General features: G+C 68.9%; 15 protein-coding genes and 1 pseudogene. 10 read left to right on the top strand and 6 right to left on the bottom strand.

Features of this window, described 5'->3' with window-relative positions; genetic code table 11:
- Positions 1-80: 80 nt before the first annotated feature.
- The 5 genes from ACFUEJ_RS17815 to ACFUEJ_RS17795 are packed head-to-tail and all read left to right on the top strand — an operon-like array spanning position 81 to position 5,404.
- On the top strand, positions 81-1,259 hold the full coding sequence (locus tag ACFUEJ_RS17815) for an ABC transporter substrate-binding protein (RefSeq protein ID WP_226514082.1): 1,179 nt from the start codon (positions 81-83) through the stop codon (positions 1,257-1,259).
- Entirely contained in the window at positions 1,256-2,587 is a 1,332-nt protein-coding gene (locus tag ACFUEJ_RS17810; protein ID WP_058249772.1) for an FAD-binding oxidoreductase, read from the top strand. Before ACFUEJ_RS17815 ends, ACFUEJ_RS17810 begins: the two co-directional genes overlap by 4 nt.
- A complete protein-coding gene (locus tag ACFUEJ_RS17805; protein WP_058249771.1) occupies positions 2,584-3,384 on the top strand; it encodes a creatininase family protein in 801 nt (266 codons plus the stop codon). Before ACFUEJ_RS17810 ends, ACFUEJ_RS17805 begins: the two co-directional genes overlap by 4 nt.
- Positions 3,381-3,992, top strand: a complete 612-nt coding sequence (locus tag ACFUEJ_RS17800) for a pyridoxamine 5'-phosphate oxidase family protein (protein WP_338855875.1) — start codon at positions 3,381-3,383, stop codon at positions 3,990-3,992. The genes ACFUEJ_RS17805 and ACFUEJ_RS17800 overlap by 4 nt, the downstream gene beginning before the upstream one ends.
- A complete protein-coding gene (locus ACFUEJ_RS17795) occupies positions 3,989-5,404 on the top strand; it encodes an amidohydrolase family protein (protein WP_338855876.1) in 1,416 nt (471 codons plus the stop codon). The genes ACFUEJ_RS17800 and ACFUEJ_RS17795 overlap by 4 nt, the downstream gene beginning before the upstream one ends.
- Here the strand turns inward: ACFUEJ_RS17795 and ACFUEJ_RS17790 are convergent.
- The 4 genes and pseudogenes from ACFUEJ_RS17790 to ACFUEJ_RS17775 form a co-directional block, all read right to left on the bottom strand.
- Positions 5,356-5,526, bottom strand: a pseudogene (locus ACFUEJ_RS17790) (NADPH-dependent oxidoreductase); the annotation flags it as partial. The gene ACFUEJ_RS17795 and the pseudogene ACFUEJ_RS17790 sit on opposite strands and share 49 nt — an antisense overlap.
- A gap of 68 nt (positions 5,527-5,594) precedes the next feature.
- Positions 5,595-6,377, bottom strand: coding sequence for an MFS transporter (locus ACFUEJ_RS17785; protein WP_338855877.1), 783 nt, complete (start codon positions 6,375-6,377; stop codon positions 5,595-5,597).
- Between the two features lie 198 nt (positions 6,378-6,575).
- Complete coding sequence (locus tag ACFUEJ_RS17780) at positions 6,576-7,841, bottom strand: MFS transporter (RefSeq protein WP_280360185.1); 1,266 nt, start codon at positions 7,839-7,841, stop codon at positions 6,576-6,578.
- Between the two features lie 178 nt (positions 7,842-8,019).
- Positions 8,020-9,135 carry an ADP-ribosylglycohydrolase family protein gene (locus tag ACFUEJ_RS17775; RefSeq protein ID WP_388030884.1) on the bottom strand — a complete coding sequence of 372 codons (1,116 nt, stop codon included), beginning with the start codon at positions 9,133-9,135 and terminating at the stop codon, positions 8,020-8,022.
- Between the two features lie 119 nt (positions 9,136-9,254).
- On the opposite strand from ACFUEJ_RS17775, the gene ACFUEJ_RS17770 reads away from it, so the two are divergent.
- From ACFUEJ_RS17770 to ACFUEJ_RS17760, 3 genes are all read left to right on the top strand, one after another.
- On the top strand, positions 9,255-10,247 hold the full coding sequence (locus ACFUEJ_RS17770; protein ID WP_065631445.1) for a TIGR00341 family protein: 993 nt from the start codon (positions 9,255-9,257) through the stop codon (positions 10,245-10,247).
- A 111-nt stretch (positions 10,248-10,358) separates the two neighbouring features.
- Positions 10,359-12,260: an alkyl/aryl-sulfatase gene (locus tag ACFUEJ_RS17765; protein ID WP_388030882.1), complete on the top strand. Its 1,902-nt coding sequence runs from the start codon at positions 10,359-10,361 to the stop codon at positions 12,258-12,260.
- A gap of 76 nt (positions 12,261-12,336) precedes the next feature.
- Positions 12,337-12,654, top strand: a complete 318-nt coding sequence (locus tag ACFUEJ_RS17760) for a hypothetical protein (protein WP_010842754.1) — start codon at positions 12,337-12,339, stop codon at positions 12,652-12,654.
- A gap of 312 nt (positions 12,655-12,966) precedes the next feature.
- Here ACFUEJ_RS17760 and ACFUEJ_RS17755 read toward each other — a convergent pair whose 3' ends face one another.
- On the bottom strand, positions 12,967-15,120 hold the full coding sequence (locus ACFUEJ_RS17755) for an acyl-CoA dehydrogenase (RefSeq protein ID WP_388030878.1): 2,154 nt from the start codon (positions 15,118-15,120) through the stop codon (positions 12,967-12,969).
- A 337-nt stretch (positions 15,121-15,457) separates the two neighbouring features.
- Here ACFUEJ_RS17755 and ACFUEJ_RS17750 point away from each other — a divergent pair, with 337 nt between their 5' ends.
- Positions 15,458-16,441: a TauD/TfdA family dioxygenase gene (locus ACFUEJ_RS17750; protein ID WP_065632420.1), complete on the top strand. Its 984-nt coding sequence runs from the start codon at positions 15,458-15,460 to the stop codon at positions 16,439-16,441.
- Positions 16,442-16,445: 4 nt separating this feature from the next.
- Here ACFUEJ_RS17750 and ACFUEJ_RS17745 read toward each other — a convergent pair whose 3' ends face one another.
- On the bottom strand, positions 16,446-17,288 hold the full coding sequence (locus ACFUEJ_RS17745; protein ID WP_165629570.1) for a sulfurtransferase: 843 nt from the start codon (positions 17,286-17,288) through the stop codon (positions 16,446-16,448).
- 108 nt (positions 17,289-17,396) lie between these two features.
- Here ACFUEJ_RS17745 and ACFUEJ_RS17740 point away from each other — a divergent pair, with 108 nt between their 5' ends.
- Entirely contained in the window at positions 17,397-18,566 is a 1,170-nt protein-coding gene (locus ACFUEJ_RS17740) for a metallophosphoesterase (RefSeq protein ID WP_165629569.1), read from the top strand.
- Positions 18,567-18,736 lie beyond the last annotated feature (170 nt).

The following is an 18,736-nucleotide window of genomic DNA, read 5'->3' as shown; positions in this document are numbered from 1 at the left end:
GGGTGGGTCCCCTGTCGTCGACACCCCATGATCCTCCATTCAACTTCCGAAATCTCTCAGCCCGAAAAGGAACTCATCTCATGAACACACCCGTCTGGCGTCGCCTGTCCAAGACCACCGGTGTCGCCGTCGTCGCCGCCGCCCTCGCCTTCACCGCCGCATGCAGTTCCGGGGAGAGCACCGAATCCTCCGGTTACACGGGGGCGGTCGGCCCGGTCGACCTGAGCGCCAACTGTCCCGACAAGGTCGTCATCCAGACCGACTGGAACCCGGAGGCCGAACACGGCCACCTCTACCAACTCCTCGGCCCCGACCCCACGATCAATGCCGGCAACAAGCGCGTCGTCGGTCCGCTCTTCGACCGCGGCCAATACACCGGCGTCGACATCGAGATCCGGGCCGGCGGACCCGCCATCGGCTTCCAGTCGGTGACCTCGCAGATGTACTCCGACCCGGAGATCCTCCTCGGCTACGTCGACACCGATCAGGCCATCCAGAACTCGAAGGACAACCCGACGACGGCGGTCATGGCACCGCTCGACATCAGTCCGCAGATGATCATGTGGGATCCCGCCACCTACCCGCAGGTCCAGGGGATCGCCGACCTCAAGGCGGCGAACGCACGCGTCCTGTACTTCGAGGGGGCCACCTACATGGACTACCTGACCGGGTCGGGCGTCCTCTCCCCCGCGCAGGTCGACGGCAGCTACGACGGGTCGCCGGCCAACTTCGTCTCCGACGGCGGCAAGACCGCCCAGCAGGGGTTCGCCAGCTCCGAGCCGCAGGTCTACCAGGAAGAGGTGGAGGGCTGGCAGAAGCCGGTGAAGTACCAGCTGATCCACGACGTCGGCTTCCCGTCCTACAAGTCGTCGGTGGCGGTTCGCTCGGACGCACTGGAGGAGAACGCCGCCTGCCTCGAGCAGCTGGTGCCGGTGTTGCAGCGCGGTTCGGTCGATTACCTGGCGTCGCCACAGGCGGCCGACGCGGTCATCCTCGACGCCGTCGAGCAGTACGACACGGGGTGGGTGTACTCCCAGCGGAACGCCGACTACGCGCGGGAGACGATGGCCGACCTCAACCTGGTGAGCAACGGCACCGACACGACGATCGGCAACTTCGACACCGCGCGCGTCGCCCGGGTGATGGAGGTGACCGGGCCGATCTTCACCGAGCAGGGCACGCCCGCAGCCGACGGCCTGACGCCCGAGGCGATCGCGACCAACCGCTTCATCGACACCTCGGTGGGCCTGCCGTCATGACCGCTCCGGTGGTCGCGGTCGGTACCGACGAGGGACGCCCCGACTTCGGCCCCGAGGACGTCGATGCGCTGGCCGACGACCTGCTCGCGATCGTCGGCCCGCGTGGCATCAGCTCACTTCCCCGCGCGCTCGAACGCGCGGCCCGCGACGGCTCGGGGATGAGTCCGATCCTGTCGGCGCAGGATCTCGGCCGACCCGATCTCGTGTGCTACCCACGCACGGCCGACGCGGTGCCCCACATCGTCCGCGCGGCGGTCGCCCGCGGCGTACCGATCACCACGCGCGGCAAGGGAACCGGGAACTACGGCCAGGTCATCCCGCGCTTCGGCGGACTCGTCCTCGACATGACGTCGCTGACCGCGATCGGGGACGTCACCGACCGTTCGGTCACCGCCCAGGCGGGCGCGCGGATGATCAACCTGGAACAGACCGCATGGTCGCACGGCAGCCAGCTGTGGATGTACCCGTCGACCGTCCAGTCGACGCTCGGCGGGTTCCTGGCGGGAGGTTCGGCCGGTACCGGCACGATCGTGCACGGCCGCAACCATCAGGGGTTCGTCGACGCACTGGATGTCGTCCATGCGACCGGCGAGGCCGAGGTGGTCCATCTCGAGGGCGACGACGCGACCCCGTTCGTGCACACCTACGGGGTCGCCGGCATCATCGTCGGCGCCACCGTCCGGGTGGAACCGCTGCAGGAATGGCGCTGCGTGTACGCGAGTTTCGGCTCCACACGCGAGGCGTTCGACGCGGCGCTCCGACTGGCGGCGGTCGAACCGAAGCCGCGTCTGCTGTCCGCGGACGGCCCCGTCATCACGGGGGCGCTGCCCGACGACCCCGCGCTCGTCCGCGGTCGCGCCAGCGTGCGCGGGATCATCGACGCCCGGGCATTGGCGGAGACCACCGACCTGGTCGTCGCCGCCGGCGGCCGCGTCGAAGCGGTCCGCGAGGGCATCGCCGAGACGGTCAAGCTGTCGACGCTGTCCTACAACCACCCGACGTGGTGGTTACAGAAGTCGCAGCCGGACAGGTGGTTCCACATGGAGGTACGCGGGGACGCACTCGTCACCCGGCTCGAGGAGGTGGAGAAGGTGTACGAGGGCGGCATGCTGCATCTCGAGGTCGGCCACGAGATGATGTTCGGGATGCTCAACGGGATCTACCGCAGTCCGCAGCAGGTCATCGACGGCGTCGCCGCACTCGAGGATCTCGGGGTCGGCGTCCACTCCCCGCACCAGTGGTACGTCGATCTCGATGCCGAGCGCGTCCGCGCGCTGGCGCACCAGACCGACCCGAAGGGTCTGCTCAATCCCGGAAGGTGGATGTGAACACGGTGACCACCAGGACGACGCGCCCGGCCGCGCATCGGCGTTATGCCGAGCTGACCACCGAACAGATCGGCACCACCCTGTCGCGGGACTCGATTCTCGTACTACCCACGGGCGCAATCGAACCGCACGGCCCGCACCTGCCGTTGGCCACCGATCTCATCGTCGCGGAGTCGGTCGCCGAGGCCGTCGTGGACCGCGGTGCCGCCGCGGGGCACGATGTCTGGCTCCTGCCGGCGCTGGGTTACACCAAATCCGACGAGCACTCGCGGCTCCCGGGCACGATCTGGCTGCGGGCGAGCACCCTGTTCGAGACGATCGTCGACATCGGGGCGTCGCTCGCTCAGACCCCGGCGCGTCGTGTGCTGTTCCTCAACGCGCACGGCGGCAACTCCGCACTGATCGAGGTCGCCGCGCGCGAACTCCGACGACGGTTCGACCTGCAGACCTTCTTCTCCTCCGGCCCGGGTCACCCCGGTCCCACCGAGCGCGGACTCGGCATCCACGCGGGCTGGGCGGAGACCTCGATGATGCTGCACCTCCGGCCGGATCTCGTGCACATGGACAAGGCGGTCGCGACGGTGGCAGACGCGGTCGCCGACGCCGGGCACGTCGGTTTCGCCGGCACCGTCCGATTCGGTTGGCTGTCCACCGATTTCGCCGAGTCGGGGGTGATCGGCGACCCCACTGGAGCCGACGCCTCGATCGGCGCGAAGCTTTTCGACGAGCGCGTCGAGGACCTGGTCGCCGCGCTGCCGGAGATCGCCACCTTCGACCCGGGCCGGGTGGGGCGTTGATCACCAGCGGTACCGGGTTCGGAACCGATTGCGCGAGCGCGGATCAGCTCGCCGTCGACCCCATGGCGCTGCTGCACCGCTGGCTGCCCGCACCGGACGAGCCGCGTCCGCTGATGGCGCTGGCCACCTGCGGCCGCGACGGGTATCCGCGGGTCCGGCATGTGCTGATCACCGAGGCCGACGACACGGCGGTCTACTTCCACACCGACACCAGGTCGTCGAAGGTCGCCGAGTTGGCCGAGAATCCCCGCGCCTCGGTGGCGATCGCCTGGCCCGCCGTCGGCCGGCAGGTCGTTGCGCACGGTGATGTCCGTCGTGCGCCGGATGACGAACTGCTGCATGCGTACTCGCGGCGGTCCCGTTATCTTCAGCTGCTGGCGTGGCTGAACGACGACGACCTGGCCGCGCTGTCGCCGGACGAACGACGGCAGCGGTGGGCCGCTTTCGATGCGTCCCATCCACGCCTGACCGCACCGCCCACCTGGACCGGGTTCGCCGTCGACCTGCGGGAGATCACCTTCTGGCGGGGCGACCCGGACGGGCCGTCGCAACGAGTACGGTTCACCCGCAACGACAATCACTGGAAATCGGAGGTACTACCGGGATGACCGGCACTTACCACAACGCGCTGATCCTGCCGGTCGACGGAGACAAGCCCTGGTTCTGGGGCTGGCTGTCGGTGGGGGATGACGGCCGGATCTCCGGGATGGGCGAGGGTTCCCCGCCCGCCGACGCGCCGTCGCCTCGTCATGACCTCGACGGCGCTTTCCTCGCTCCCGGTTTCGTCTCCGCACACAGTCACATCTACACCGGCGGGATGCGCGGGGTGGCGCCCAACAGCCCACTCTATGAATGGGTCACGCTGAACAGCACGATGCTGCTCGGCGCCGAGGCGGAGGACCTGTACTGGATGACGCTGGCCGGCGGGCTCGACCACCTGTCCTCGGGAATCACCTCCGTGTACAACTTCACCCAGTCCCGCGTCCTGGCACTCTTCGACTACGAGGAGTCCGTCCTCAAGGCGGCTCGGGTGCATTCTCCGGAGTTCGTCACCGCGCAGGTGGACGGCCTGGCGGCCACCGGGATCCGATTCGTCACCAGTGTGCGACTCGACGACGAGCAACTCGGCGAGGACGCCGCGTTCGCCGGTTTCGACGAGGTGATGACCCACCTGACGACCGTCGACCGCGACCTCGATCTGGGTGGTTCGGTCTACGGCTCGGTGCAATGGTCGTCGTCGCAGGCGACTGCCGAACGCGAACGGGCACTGATGGACCGGTACGGGATCACCAATCAGGCGCACTTCGTCGAGACTGCCGAGCAGATCGAGATCCAGCAGTCGAAGTTCGACTGGTACGATGCCGCAGGCGTTCTGGGCCCCGGCTTCGCCTTCGGACACTTCGTGCACCCGACCGAGAACATGGTCGCGCGTGTGCGCGACACGGGGTCGGCGGTGGTGTGGCAGCCGATGTCGAACGGTCGGCTCGGTTCCGGCATCGCCGACATCCCCCGCCTGCTCCGGGATTCGGTGACCGTCGGCGTCGGTGTGGACGACCAGTCGTGCACCGACGTGTCGGACCCGTTCGAGAACATGCGCACCGGGCTGTTCCTGCAGCGCGGAAAGCACAGCGACGCCGAGGTTCTCACCCCCGTCGACATGCTCACCCTCCACACGCTCGGGTCGGCGTCGGCGATGGGCGTGGCCGACAAGGTCGGTTCGCTGGAGGTCGGGAAGTTCGCGGACTTCCTCGTCGTCGATCCCCGGTCCCCCCACCTCGGCCCGATCTGGGACCCCGTCGCCACCTACGTGCTCGGTTGCGGACTGCGCAACTTACGCGAGGTCGTGGTGGGTGGCCGCACGATGTGGGACCGCGACCTGGCCGATCCGCAACGCGCACAGGCCGATTCCGAACTCACCGAGCGGATGATCGCGTCAGCGGCGCAGTCGGGGATTCATGCGGTGGTACCGGCTCACCGGGGCCAGGACCGCACGAGCGTCGACGACCAGCGGTCGGTGTAGTCGGCGATCCGTGAATCGGTGGTGTAGGTCGAGTCGATCAGGTACAGACCGGGTGCCGGGCACACCGCTCCGAGCTCCACCAGGACCGGTTTGAGCAGCAGATCGGGTGCCATCGCGTGCGCGAACCGGGCTTCGGGTTCCCGGCGACAACAGTGGTGGTCATGGTCCGCCTCTCGAGTATGGGTCCCGGCTATCGTGCCGCAGCAGGAGCGGGCACACCCGCCCGACGCCGCAGTACCGTCACTGCCGCGGTGGTCACGACCAGCGCGACGATCGTCCCGATCGCGACGCCGACGACCGCCGTTGTCTCGCCCTCGGCGGCCACGATGATCCCGACGAGCGCCCAGATCAGCGTGAGCGGGTACGCGACGAGCACCGACCCGACGGCGGCGGTCACGGCGAGGCCGAGCAGGGCGCATGCGAGCAGGATGGTCAGCTGCCATCCCAGGGACTGCGGATCGGCGAGGTCGGCACCGATCGCGGCGGCCCAGTTCTGGAAGACCGCCGCGGTGGCCCAGGCCGCATAGACACCGACGAGGATGCGGGTCAGGACGATGAGCCACCGGGGCGCCGCGTCGTCGGCCGGTCTCGCGGCGATGCGGGCGGCGTCGAGCAGGACCACCGTCATGACCGTCAGCACGATCGGTGTCACCCACGTCCACTCCGCGGCCGACACCAGAATCCACAGCGCAGCGCCGGCGAACGCGACTTCGAGGTCGATGAGCAGACGCCGCGGGTCGTCGGTCCCGGTGGCACCTTTCCGCACCACGGCAATGGCGAAGACGATCGACAGCAGGTAGATGAGACTCCAGATCGAGAACGTGTAGCCCGCCGGGGTGATCAACAGATCTGTGGTCGACTCGTTGGGCGAGGCGCCGAAACCGGAGAACGGGACCACGGGCGCGACCACCTGCGCGACCGCCAGGAACACGGCAAGCCAGGTGATCGGACCGGAGATGCGTGTGGGTGTCATGTGATCCAAGGTAGGCACAGGTGTCCGGTTTGCGCCGCGAATGTGCTTGGGGTGGGAGCGAAGCACCCCGATCACCCCCGGCTCCCCGAGGTGCGCGTGGAGCTTGCGGACCGCCAGACTTCAACTCGACTCCTAGACCTCGATCGAAGTCTGCCGGTCGAGTTGAAGTCTGTCGGTCGCCGGCGCGTATCGGCCCAGTCATCGATTCTGGGGAGCCGCCATCACACCTGCGGTACTGCGGACTTTCGGATCGGGGCGCGGAAAGGTTCGTCGAACGACCAAACCGATGGCGACGGCCGCGACCGCGGCGTAGACGACGCCGGTGACGATGGCGCCACCGAGGGTCCCGACTGCCTGGCCGGCGACACCGTCGAGCACCACCATCACACCCGCACCGCTGTAGGCGAAGGCGGAGAACCGCGATGCCACACGGCCCTGCTCGACGGCGCCGAGACCGCGGGTGACAGCGGCGAGCGCCACTCGGTACCCCCCGGCCTGACCGATCCCGCCGACGACCGTACCCAGGACGATCACGTCGAGCCGGCCGAGGACGAGACCCACCACCGCCGTCGACCATCCGACGACCATGAGCACGCCGACCGCCGGTAGCGTCGTCACGAGCCGCACCCCCACGCCGGCGAGACTCGCGACCATCGAGACCAACAGACATGCGCCACCGACGCATTGGGCCACGAGGAGCGAGTCGCTCGCTCCGGTGGCGAGGATCGCGGCGGGCATCGCGCCCACCGCGAGCGTCCCGATCGCCCACGCCAGCGCGCCGACCAGATAGGCACCGGGATCTCGACGACGCGTACCCGCAACGTCGAGGTCGCCGTTGTGGACGTCGAGGTCGCCGGTGTGAGCGTGTGTCGACTGCGGCGCTGAGCCATCGTCCGTCGACGAATCATTGCCATACGCAAGCAAACCGGGAGCCAGACGCAGACCGACGAGCAAGACGATCAGGCATACCGCGGTCGCCGCGGCGTGGATCGCGTACACCGTGACCAGCTGCCAGGGCAGGAACACGGCTATCGCGATGGCCGCGACCAGCCCGCTTCCGGCGCCGATGAGCGAACCGGAGGCGATGAACGCACGACCCCGTTCGCCGCTGGCGGCCACCATGATCGCCGCGGCGGCGCCCGTGCTCAGGCCCACCGACGCCCCGGTGAGGAACCGTCCCGGGAACAGCAGCACGTCGACCGATGCGCCGACGATCTGCAGGAGGTCGCCGACGATCGCCGCGAGGAGAGCGAGCGGTAACACCGTGCGGCTGTGCCGGATGAGCGGGCCGCGAGCCGAGATCAACAGGATGATGATCAGGGCGATGAAGTAGGTGGCGAACAGCACCGACGCCGCGGCGGGCCCGAACTCATGGGTGTCCATGTATCCCGGGAGCAGTGGCGTCATCGCATTCGAGCCGCAGATGGCGAGAATGAACCCGACCCCGGAAGCGCCTGTGAGCACACGGATTCCACGGTCGGATCTCAGAGCGACTGCCATGGGGAGAACTCAAACCGACGTCTGTGACCATCGGGCAACCCCGTCGTGGCCGTCGTATTGCGCACCTCGTCGCCCCGACGCCGAGGCGCTGACCTGCCACGTTCTGGCGGGTGACGACGATGGCGCCGGTCGCGCCGGAAACTCAGCCCACGGGGCGAAGGTCCGGGGTCGCCCCCGGACGGGGTCCCCAATACCTCTCGACCCAACTGCCCGACCCGGCCGGTTCATCGGTCTCGGTGATGTCCCAGTCCACGAACTCGTGTAGATCGCCCGCCATCTCGGCGATGACGTCGCGCAGTTCGAGGGGCTCCAGCCAGCGCGGCGGGATGGCCTCGACCCCGTCGCGCGCACCCAGCAGGTTGCCTGCGATCGCGCCGGTGGAGTCCGAGTCGCCGTCGTGATTGACCGCGATGATCACCGCGTCCTCGAGGTCGTCGGCCACCAGCGCGGAGTAGACGGCGATCGCGAGCGCCTCCTCTCCGACCCAGCCCCCGCCGAGGCGCGTGATCGCCGACTCGTGGGACAGGCCCGAACCGGCGAGGACTTCCGCGGCCTCCAGTGCGGCAAGGGTCTCCTCGTGACCGGCCCGATCCCGGAGGATGCCCTTCGCCGTCGCCAGCGCCTCCGGCAGGCCGGCTCCGTCGATCAGCTCGCGGACCGCGACCGCGAGAACGCCGGCGGGAAGCGAACCGGAGGGATGGCCGTGGGTGAGCGCCGCGAGTGTGGTCGCGAGGTCGAAAGTGCCTGCGGCAGACCAGTCCGCGCGGGCCGCGAACAAACCGACCGGCGCCACCCGCATGACACCTCCGCAGCCCTTGCTGTCGTTGTCGGCCGGGACGCCCGGACGAGTGGTCACCCGGAGCGCCTCGAGACAGGTGGTGCCGGGTGCCCGTCGGCTGTGCATCTGCTGGTGCCCTGCCAGCCAGCTGGACCGTTCGGTCGTCGCCAGCACGCCGTGCCGCGGATGGCCGCCCTGCGTGATGAACCACCGCAGGTATGCGCGGGCCGTCGTGGCCGCGTAGCAGGAGATGCCTCCCGCGCAGTCGCGGGCCCAGGCGCGCAGCAGACCCTCCGCAGTGAACAGCGTCATCTGGGTGTCGTCGGTGATGGTGCCGAGGCCGCCGTACGCCTCGGAGTAGGAGGTGATGCCCGCGGGTCCGAACCTCTCCAGGATCGCGTCCCGAGTCGAGAACTCGACTGCCCCGCCCAGCGCGTCGCCGGCAGCACCGGCGAGCAGACATCCGGTGAACCGATCCATGTTCGCCCCCTGTGCTTTCCCCGGCGTTCATCCATGGTCACACGGTTGCGCCGACTCTGCTGGACAGCGGACCGCGAACGGGTACTTTCAGAGGACCTCGAGACGAAGGGGCTCCGATCGTGCTCTCCCTCATCCCCGGTTCACAGCGTCGCAGCCTGGACGAGATCGTCGAGCGCCTCGACTTCTCCGTCGGCGACCGCACCGCCAAACGCAGCGCCTTCTGGTTGATGCTCACGCTGTCCGGCGTCATCGCGGTCTCGGGAGTCGTCGCCGACAGCACGGCGACCGTCATCGGGGCGATGATCGTCGCGCCGCTGTCGACACCGATCCTCGGCATCGGACTCGGAATCGCCACCGGCCGTGGTCGACTCATGCTCGCGAGTGTCGGTTACGTGATCGCCGGGGTCATCCTGGTGACGATCCTGGGCGTCGTGTTCGCTCAGTTGCTACCCAATCCGACGAACGTGCTCTCCAACTCACAGGTGCTGGGCCGGACGTCACCGACGCTCGTCGACCTCCTGGCCGCCCTCGCCACCGGCCTCGTCGGCGCGATCGCCATCACCCGTCGCGACGTCGGTGATGTGCTGCCCGGCGTGGCCATCGCCATCTCCCTGGTGCCGCCACTCGGGGTCGTCGGCGTCTGCCTGGGGTCGGGAGCCCCGTCGCTCGCACTGGGCGCCTTCGTGCTGTTCGCGTCGAACGTGGTCGCGATGATCATCACGAGCCTCGTCGTGTTGACGATCGCAGGCTATGGCCGAGAGGCCGCCGATCTCGCCGGTGCGGAACATCCGAGGGCCCCTCGACGCCGGGCCTACGCGGCACTGGCCGTAGCTCTCGTCGTCGTCACCGTCCCGATGGTCGCGAACTCGCTCTCGTCACTGTGGTCCCGGCAGATCGCGACCGCGGCGGAGTCGTGGCTCGGATCGGGCGGGAACGACTCGTCCGAGGTCACCGGTGTCAGCTGGACCGGCAGTACGGTCACCGTCAGTGTGCTCGCCCCACAGGACCTGCCGCCGATCGACGAGCTCCAAACGACGGTCGACGAGTTGGTCCCCTGGGACCCCGAGGTCGTCGTCGTCCACACCGTCGGCGAGCGGTCGGGTGTCAACTGAGCGTGCCGAACCCCGGCGAGGCATCCGCGCTTCTGACAGAGTGGTACGTACGCATCGCTCACCGAGAACGTCACCGTACGCACTCAACCGAGAACCGACGAGGTCAAGCACATGGCTCTCTCTCGAGACGCATCCCCTGCTGTGGCACAGGCGAATTCGTCCGCCCACGATCACCTCCCGTTCCAGGACACCCACGACCTGGACGCCGCCACGCGCGGACTCGTCGCCGAACTCGATCCCCCCGCCATCGCCGGCCAGGACGGGAAGCCGGTGTGGGATTGCGATGAATTCTCCTTCCTCGCCGAGGAGGCGCCTGCGACCGCCCATCCCAGCTTGTGGCGGCAGTCGGGTCTCGTTGCCCGACAAGGCCTCTTCGAGGTGACCGATCGGATCTACCAGATCCGCGGCCTGGACCTGTCGAACATGACCGTCGTCGAGGGCGACACCGGCGTCATCGTCATCGACCCACTGATCTCACAGGAAACCGCGGCCGCCGGCCTCCGCCTCTATCGGGAGCATCGTGGCGATCGTCCGGTCACCGCCGTCATCTACACGCACTCGCACATCGATCATTTCGGCGGCGTCAAAGGAGTCACCACCCAGGAGGCCGTCGACGCCGGCGAGTGCCAGATCATCGCGCCCGCAGGCATGGTCGAGCACGCGGTCGCCGAGAACGTCTACGCGGGAACGGCGATGGGCAGGCGCGCGGCGTACATGTACGGGGCCGCGCTGCCGAGGGGCCCGCGCGGTGCGATCGGCGCGGGCCTCGGCCAGTCCACGTCCACCGGCACGGCGACCCTGATCGCCCCGACCCTCGACATCACCACCACCGGACAGGTCGAGACCATCGACGGGGTCACCATCGAATTCCAGCTGACGCCCGGCACCGAGGCACCGGCCGAGATGAACTTCTACTTTCCGCAGATGCGCGCGCTCTGTATGGCCGAGAACGCCACCCACACCCTGCACAATCTGCTCACGTTGCGGGGTGCCCTGGTCCGTGATCCGCACGTGTGGTCGCGCTACCTGACAGAGGCGATCAACGATTTCGCGGCGCGCTCCGACGTGCTCTTCGCGTCGCATCACTGGCCGACATGGGGCACCGCGGAGCTCACGGAGTTCCTGTCCCTCCAGCGCGACCTCTACGGATACCTCCACGATCAGACCCTTCGGCAGCTCAACAAGGGCCGGACCGGTCTCGAGATCGCCGAGGACATCCGATTGCCCCCGGCACTCGAGAACGCCTGGCACACACATGGCTACTACGGCTCGGTGAGCCACAACGTCAAGGCCATCTACCAGCGTTACATGGGATGGTTCGACGGGAATCCGGCGCACCTCTGGGAACATCCGCCGGTGGAATCCGCGACGCGGCACGTCGAGTTCATGGGCGGCGCGGACGAGGTGGTACAGAAGGCCCGCCGGTCGTTCGAGGCGGGCGACTTCCGCTGGGTCGCACAGGTCCTGAACTACGTCGTCTTCGCCGACCCGGCGCACGAGGAGGCGCGGAGTCTCCAAGCGGACACGCTCGAACAGCTCGGCTATGGCTCGGAGAACGGCACGTGGCGCAACTTCTACCTCATGGGGGCGTACGAGTTGCGCCACGGACCCGTCGGGACGCCGACTACGACGGCGGCCACGGACATCGTCGCCGCCCTGTCGGTCGATCAGCTCTTCGACGCCGTCGCCCTGCGAGTCGACGGGCCGGCGGCCTGGGACGCCCACCTCGTCCTCGACTGGCACATCACCGACGCCGACCGACGCCACCGGTCGGAGCTGCGCAACGGCCTCCTGGTCCATTTCGACGTGGATCAGGCAAGCGCTGACGACCGCGTCGCAGCCACGTTCACCCTGACCAAGCAGACCCTGCTGACGCTGCTCCTCGGGCTCGTGGATCTCGGTACGGCCGTCGAAGCGGGCGACGTCGGCGTCGACGGTGATCCGAGTGCATTCGGCGAACTCGCCGGCTACCTGGACGACCCGGATCCCGATTTCGCGATCGTGACACCCTAGTTCCCGCCGGGCGGCCCGGCCGACCCGACCGAGGGTGACACTGCTCGAACACACGTGCGAAACTGACTGAGTGGGCATGAAGTGGATTGGCGGGGACAACGGCCAACCACACCGGCCCGCCTTCGTGCGGGTCGGCCACAAGGCAGTGCTCATCGACCTCGGCGCGCTCTACCCCAATGCACCGCATTTCAGCGGCGAGTACCACCCCGACGGTTTACAGATCCGGTCGGTGCACCTCGGCGTCCTCACCGAGTGGGGGCGCGACGAATGGGGTGCCTGGTACGGCAAGGTCACCTACACGATCACCTCGAAGGACCGACAGGAGAAGGTCACGCACTGGGTGCCGTCGTGGGCGTTGCGCCCGGCCGGTGATCGGCCGCCCGGGCGACGGTGACCGCCCCCGAGGAGCGAGCTTGCGAGCGTCACCCCCTGCTCCCTGAGGAGCGAGCTTGCGAGCGTCACCCCCTGCTCTCTGAGGAGCGAGCTTGCGAGCGTCACCCCCTGCTCCCTGAGGAGCGAGCTTGCGAGCGTCACCCCCTGCTCCCTGAGGAGCGAGCTTGCGAGCGTCACCCCCTGCTCCCTGAGGAGCGAGCTTGCGAGCGCCACCCCCTGCTCCCTGAGGAGCGAGCTTGCGAGCGTCACGAAGGGTCCTGGTGAGGCGGGTTGCGAGACCCTTCGTGACGCGCCCTCCGCAAGCTCTGGGCGCTCAGCGGATGAGCGGGTCGCGCGGCAAGCCGAGGATGCGTTCGGCGATCTGGTTGCGGGTGATCTCCGACGTCCCGCCGGCGATCGACATCCCGCGGGCCCCGAGGATCAGCAGGCCGGCCAGCTTGCCGGGACCGGACGAGAACGCGACGTCGGGTCCGAGCAATTCCGCGGCCAGGTGCGCGCGGTCGCTGAGATGCTCGGCGAGAAGCAGTTTCGTCACGTTTCCCTCGGGTCCGGGAGCGGCGCCGACGACCGATCGGGCGGCGCGACGCAGATTCAGCAGTCGCAGCGCATCCTCGACGGCGAGGAACTCACCGACCTTCGTCGCCGCCCCCTCGACCCGGTCCCCGTAGCCCTGGACGAGTGCCACCATCTGTTGGACCGCACCCTCGCTACCCGGCGCACCGCCGCCGATGCTGACCCGCTCGTTGCCGAGGGTCGCGCGGGCCACGGCCCAGCCGTCGTTCGGTGTGCCCACCACGTCTTCGTCAGGGACGAAGACGTCGGTGAAGAACACCTCGTTGAACTCGGAGCCGCCGGTGATCTGCCGCAGCGGACGTACCTCGACACCGGGCGCCGACATGTCGATCAACACCGCGGTGATGCCCTTGTGCTTGGGGGCTTCCGGGTCGGTCCGCACCGTTGCCAGCCCTCGCCGGCACAGGTGGGCGCCGCTGGTCCAGACCTTCTGGCCGTTGATGCGCCATCCGCCGTCGACGCGCGTGGCCCTCGTGCTGACCGCCGCCGCGTCCGACCCGGCGCCGGGCTCGGAGAACAACTGACACCACACCTCGTCCCCGAGCAGCGCCGGCCGGACGAACCGGTCGATCTGGTCCTGCGTGCCCTGCTGGATGAGGGTGAGGATGACCCACCCGGTGATGCTGTAATCGGGCCGCTTCACACCCGCGGCCGCCATCTCCTCCTCGATGACGAGTTGTTCGACGGAATCCGCCGCGCGTCCCCACGGCCTGGGCCAATGCGGCATGACGTAACCGGTGTCGATGAGCTTCTCGCGCAGCGCGGACTCGCCGACGCCGGCGATCTCGGCGATGTCGGCTCGAACGCGCGCGCGCAATTCCTCGGCCTCGGGTGGGAGGTCGAGGCTGTTGGCACGGGTGACGCCGCCCGCGGAGAACTCGTACACGTCACGAGCCGGCTGTTGTCCGCCAAACAGCGCCTGCAGCACGGTGGCGCGGCGCAGATGCAGGTGCGCGTCGTGTTCCCAGGTGAAGCCGATGCCACCGTGCACCTGGATGTTCAGCTCGGCGTTCGTCGTGTACGTGGGCAGTGCCAGCGCGGCCGCCGATGCCGCGACCAGCCCGAGCGCGTCGGCGTTCTCGTCGGCCGCTCGCGCCGCGTCCCACACCACCGCGGTGGCGGCCTCCGCGCCGACGAGCATGTTCGCGCAGTGGTGCTTGACGGCCTGGAACGCACCGATGGTCCGGCCGAACTGTTCGCGGACCTTCGCGTAGGCCACCGCGGCGTCCAGCGCGTCCCGCGCCCCGCCGACGGCTTCGGCCGCGACCAGCGTCCGGGTGAGCGCCAGCGCGGTGGCCGCCAGTCTCGGCAGACGGACGGCGGCAGCACTCGACAGCGACACCCTCGCCGACAATCGGGTCGGGTCCAGATCGGCGTGCGCGCCCACCTCGACACCGGAGTCCGACGACTCCACCACCAGCACATCGTCGTCGCCGATGAGTACCAGCAGATCCGCGAGCGGTGCGCCGAGTACCGCGTCGACCTGACCGGAGACCGTCCCACCGGCCTCGGTCAGTTCCGGCACCACCGCCACACCCGCGGTGACCGTGCCGTCGACGAGCGGCCGCAGCCAGCGGGCAGGCGTCTCGTCGTCGGCATGAGTCAGGATCGCCGAGGCGATCACGGTGGGCAGGAACGGACCCGGCGCCACCGCGCGGCCCAATTCCTCTGTCACGACGACCAACTCGGCGATCCCGAAACCGGAACCGCCGTACTCCTCGGCGACGTGCAGACCCAGCCAACCGAGTTCGGCGATCTCCGCCCAGAACGTGGGTCTGGCCTCCTCGGGCGCGTCGAGTCGGTCGCGCGCCTGCGCCCGCACCTTTCGGTCGACGGCGAATTCGCGCACCACCGAGGCGAGTTCGACGTGGTCATCGGTCAGGGCAATACTCATGGCGACTCCCGGGATCGTCGGTCACCCGATCACACCATCTACCCCCGGTCCGGGGTGGACGCTTGAGACAAACTCATCGAATCCGTTCCCGACGCGCCCGTTGCACGACCGGGTCCGGGAACGGCACGGCATCGACGAGGTCCCTGGTGTACCGGTCCTCGGGCGGTGAGGACGGTGCGCGTTCCGGCCGATGTCCGTCGCGAGATCGACGACGCGGCGGAGGCCTCGGCGGACTGAAGCGTTCCGATCACCGTGAGCGTTTCCCTCGATAGCACCGCCATCACGGTGGTCTGATGAATTCGATTGCCATCAAACGACATTGAGAAGAGGACGAGAGATGACCCTGGCGCAGATCGAGGACCGGACCGAGCGCGAGCAGGCAGCTCAGCAGATCTACCGCGACGCGGGGATCACCGTCGACAAGCTCGGCGAGCACATCGGGGCACGCATCGGCCAGGTGCGGCTCGGCGGCGACCTCGCCCCGAAGCAGGTGGAGGCCATCCGCCTGGCGCTGGCGATCAACAAGACGATCGTCTTCGAGGGCCAGGACCAGCTCGACGACGACAGCCAGTACGCCTTCGCCGAACTCCTGGGCGATCCCACCGCGCCGCATCCAACGGTGACCTCACGCGGCGAACAGCTGCTGACCATCGAAGGCGCCGCGAACAGCTGGCACTCCGATGTGACGTTCGTCGATCGCATCCCGAAGGCGTCCATCCTCCGGGCGGTGACGCTGCCGAGCTACGGCGGCGCGACGACCTGGGCGTCGACGGTGGCCGCCTACGAGCAGCTGCCGAAACCGCTGCGCGCGTTGACCGAAGAGCTGTGGGCCACCCACACCAATCTGTACGACTATGTCGGCCAGAAGGAGCCCTCGGGTGGTGTCGACGTCAGCCGCAAGGCCGAGCACTACAAGGAGTTCACCAGCTCGGAGTACCAGACGCTGCACCCCGTCGTCCGCGTCCATCCCGAGACCGGCGAACGCAGCCTGCTGCTCGGACACTTCGCCAAGGAGTTCCGCGGCCTCAAGAGTTCCGAGTTCGCCGACCTCTACCAGCTCCTCCAGGCACGTATCACCAAGCTGGAGAACACCTTCCGGTGGAACTGGAAACTGGGCGACGTGGCGATCTGGGACAATCGCGCCACGCAGCACTACGGCATCGCCGACTTCGGCAACCAGCAGCGTGAACTGCACCGCATCACCCTCGCCGGCGATGTGCCCGTCGACGTCCACGGTCAGGCGAGCCAGGTTCTCCAGGGCGACGCGACGCACTACTCGGTCGTCGAAGAACCCGCCCGACTGTCGGTGTTCGCGGCCTGACCCGTCAGGGCCGGTCGCCCTCGGCGACCGGCCGTTCCGGGTCCGACGACCACTGCGAGAACGAACCCGGGAACAGCGCGGCGTCGATCCCCGTGATGGCAAGCGCCGCGATCTGGTGCGCGGCATTGATCCCGGAACCGCAGTAGACGACGACATCGGAGCCGGCCCCGCCGTCGATACCGACATCTGCGAACCGGCGTCGTAGCTCCTCCGCCGGACGGAAGCGGCCGGAGGTGTCGACGTTGTCCGCCGTCGGGACACTGATCGCCCCGGGGATGTGGCCGGCGCGCTGATCGACCGGTTCGACGTCGCCGCGATAGCGTTCGGCGGCCCGGGCGTCGAGCAGGTGTGCCGGCCCGGCCGCGACGTCGTCGATCGTCGCGACCGGCAGGTGTCCGGGGCTCAGGGTCACGTTGCCCGCTCGCGGCCGACCGCCGTCGCCCGTCGTCGTGCGCAGGCCTTCGGCACGCCACGCCGCGAGGCCGCCGTCGAGAAGTCGCACGTCGGCGACACCCGCCCACCGCAGCAGCCACCAGGCGCGCGCGGCCGCGAGGTTGCCGGAGTCGTCGTAGACCACCACCGGGACGGCGTCGTCGATCCCCCATCGCCGGGCCGCCTCCTGGAGGTCGGCGACGTCGGGCAGCGGATGCCTGCCGCCGACCGGCCCGGAGGGCGGGGCCGCCAGTTCGGAGTCGAGGTCGACGTAGACCGCACCGGGGATGTGACCCTCGCGATAGGCGTGCCGACCATCGAAGTCGCCCAGCTGCCAGCGCACGTCCAGCAGGATCGGCGGAGTCGCCAGCAGCATCTCGGCCAGCTCGAGCGGGGTGATGAGGACCTCGGCCATGGCGGCGAGGGTACCAACGCGAACCGATGGCAGAATGGGGCAATCCGCCCATGACCGGGCACCTGGCCCTCCGTCGCCCTGCCGTCACCACCCTCAGGAGTCCATCCCGTGGCGTTGTTTCCTGCCGTCGTCTTCGGACTCATCACGTTCTGGCTGCATCGGCGCATCGTCCGCGCGACCGCGATGCCGCGCCCCTGGTCGATCATCGCCGACGTGGCGCTGGTCGTCCTGTGGGCGCTCGCCCTCATCGGCTTCGCCACCGGACGGGTGCTCGACCCGTCGTGGGCGCGGCCCATCGGCACGATCGGGCTGATCTGGCTCGCCGCCGTCTTCTACCTGTTCCTCGGCCTCGCGGTGGTGGGCCTCGTGTCGTTCGCCGCACACATCGTCCGCTGGATCCGGCGACGTCGATCCGGAGTGCAGGACAACCCCTCGTTCGCGGCCCGTCGGCTCAGCAAGCTCCGGGTCGCCACGGCCGCGGTCGTGGTGGTCGCGCTCGGGGTCACCGGCTACGGGGTGTGGGAAGCATCTCGCCCCCAGGTCGTCGACATCGACGCCACGTTCGCGAGCCTGCCGCCGCAGTTCGACGGAACGCGCATCGCGGTGATCTCCGACCTGCACGTCGGCCCGGCCCGTGACGCGTCGTTCACCCAGCGCGTCGTCGACGACGTCAACGAGCAGGAGCCGGATCTCGTCGTCCTCGTCGGCGACCTCACCGACGGCACCATCCCGAACGTCCGCGACACCCTCGAACCCCTCGCGGATCTGGATGCGCCTCTCGGGGTCTTCGGTGTGAGCGGCAACCACGAGTACTACGCCGACGACGGTGGCCGGTGGCTCGACGTCTGGGAGGAATTCGGCGTGCGCACGCTGCGCAACGCACGAGCGCCCATCGAGGTCGACGGCGCGACCATCACACTCGCCGGCGTCCACGACGCCACCGCCCCCGAACCGTACGAGCCCGACCTCCCGGCGGCGTTGGCGGGAACGTCTCCCGAAGACTTCACCCTGCTCCTCGCCCACCAGCCCAAGCAGGCCGTCGAGGCATCGGATCTGGGTGTCGACCTCCAGCTGTCCGGGCACACGCACGGCGGCCAGCTCTGGCCCATCCGCTACCTCGTCCGTGCCCAGCAGCCGACGATCACCGGGCTCGACCAGATCGGGAACACCACGATCTACACCACCCGCGGCGCCGGCGCCTGGGGCCCGCCGGTCCGTGTCCTCACGCCGCCGGAGATCACGATGCTCACCCTGCGATCGGCGCCGCCCGCCTCCTGAGGCGAAAGAACCACATAACCGCAGGTCCCAGCCCCTTGCTCCCTGAGGTGCGAGGAGCGATAGGGACCCAACCCCTGCTCCCTGAGGTGCGAGCGAAGCGAGAGGGTCCTATAGCTTGTCAAGTGCTCCGAGGTCAGTGGTGAGGTCGCGGAACACTTCGCGGGCGATGT

Origin of the sequence: Gordonia sp. NPDC057258 (assembly GCF_042668985.1) — a bacterium.
GTDB lineage: Bacteria > Actinomycetota > Actinomycetes > Mycobacteriales > Mycobacteriaceae > Gordonia > Gordonia hongkongensis.
The sequence above is the reverse complement of the archived record's forward strand: the minus strand, read 5'-3'. Positions and strand labels throughout refer to the sequence as shown.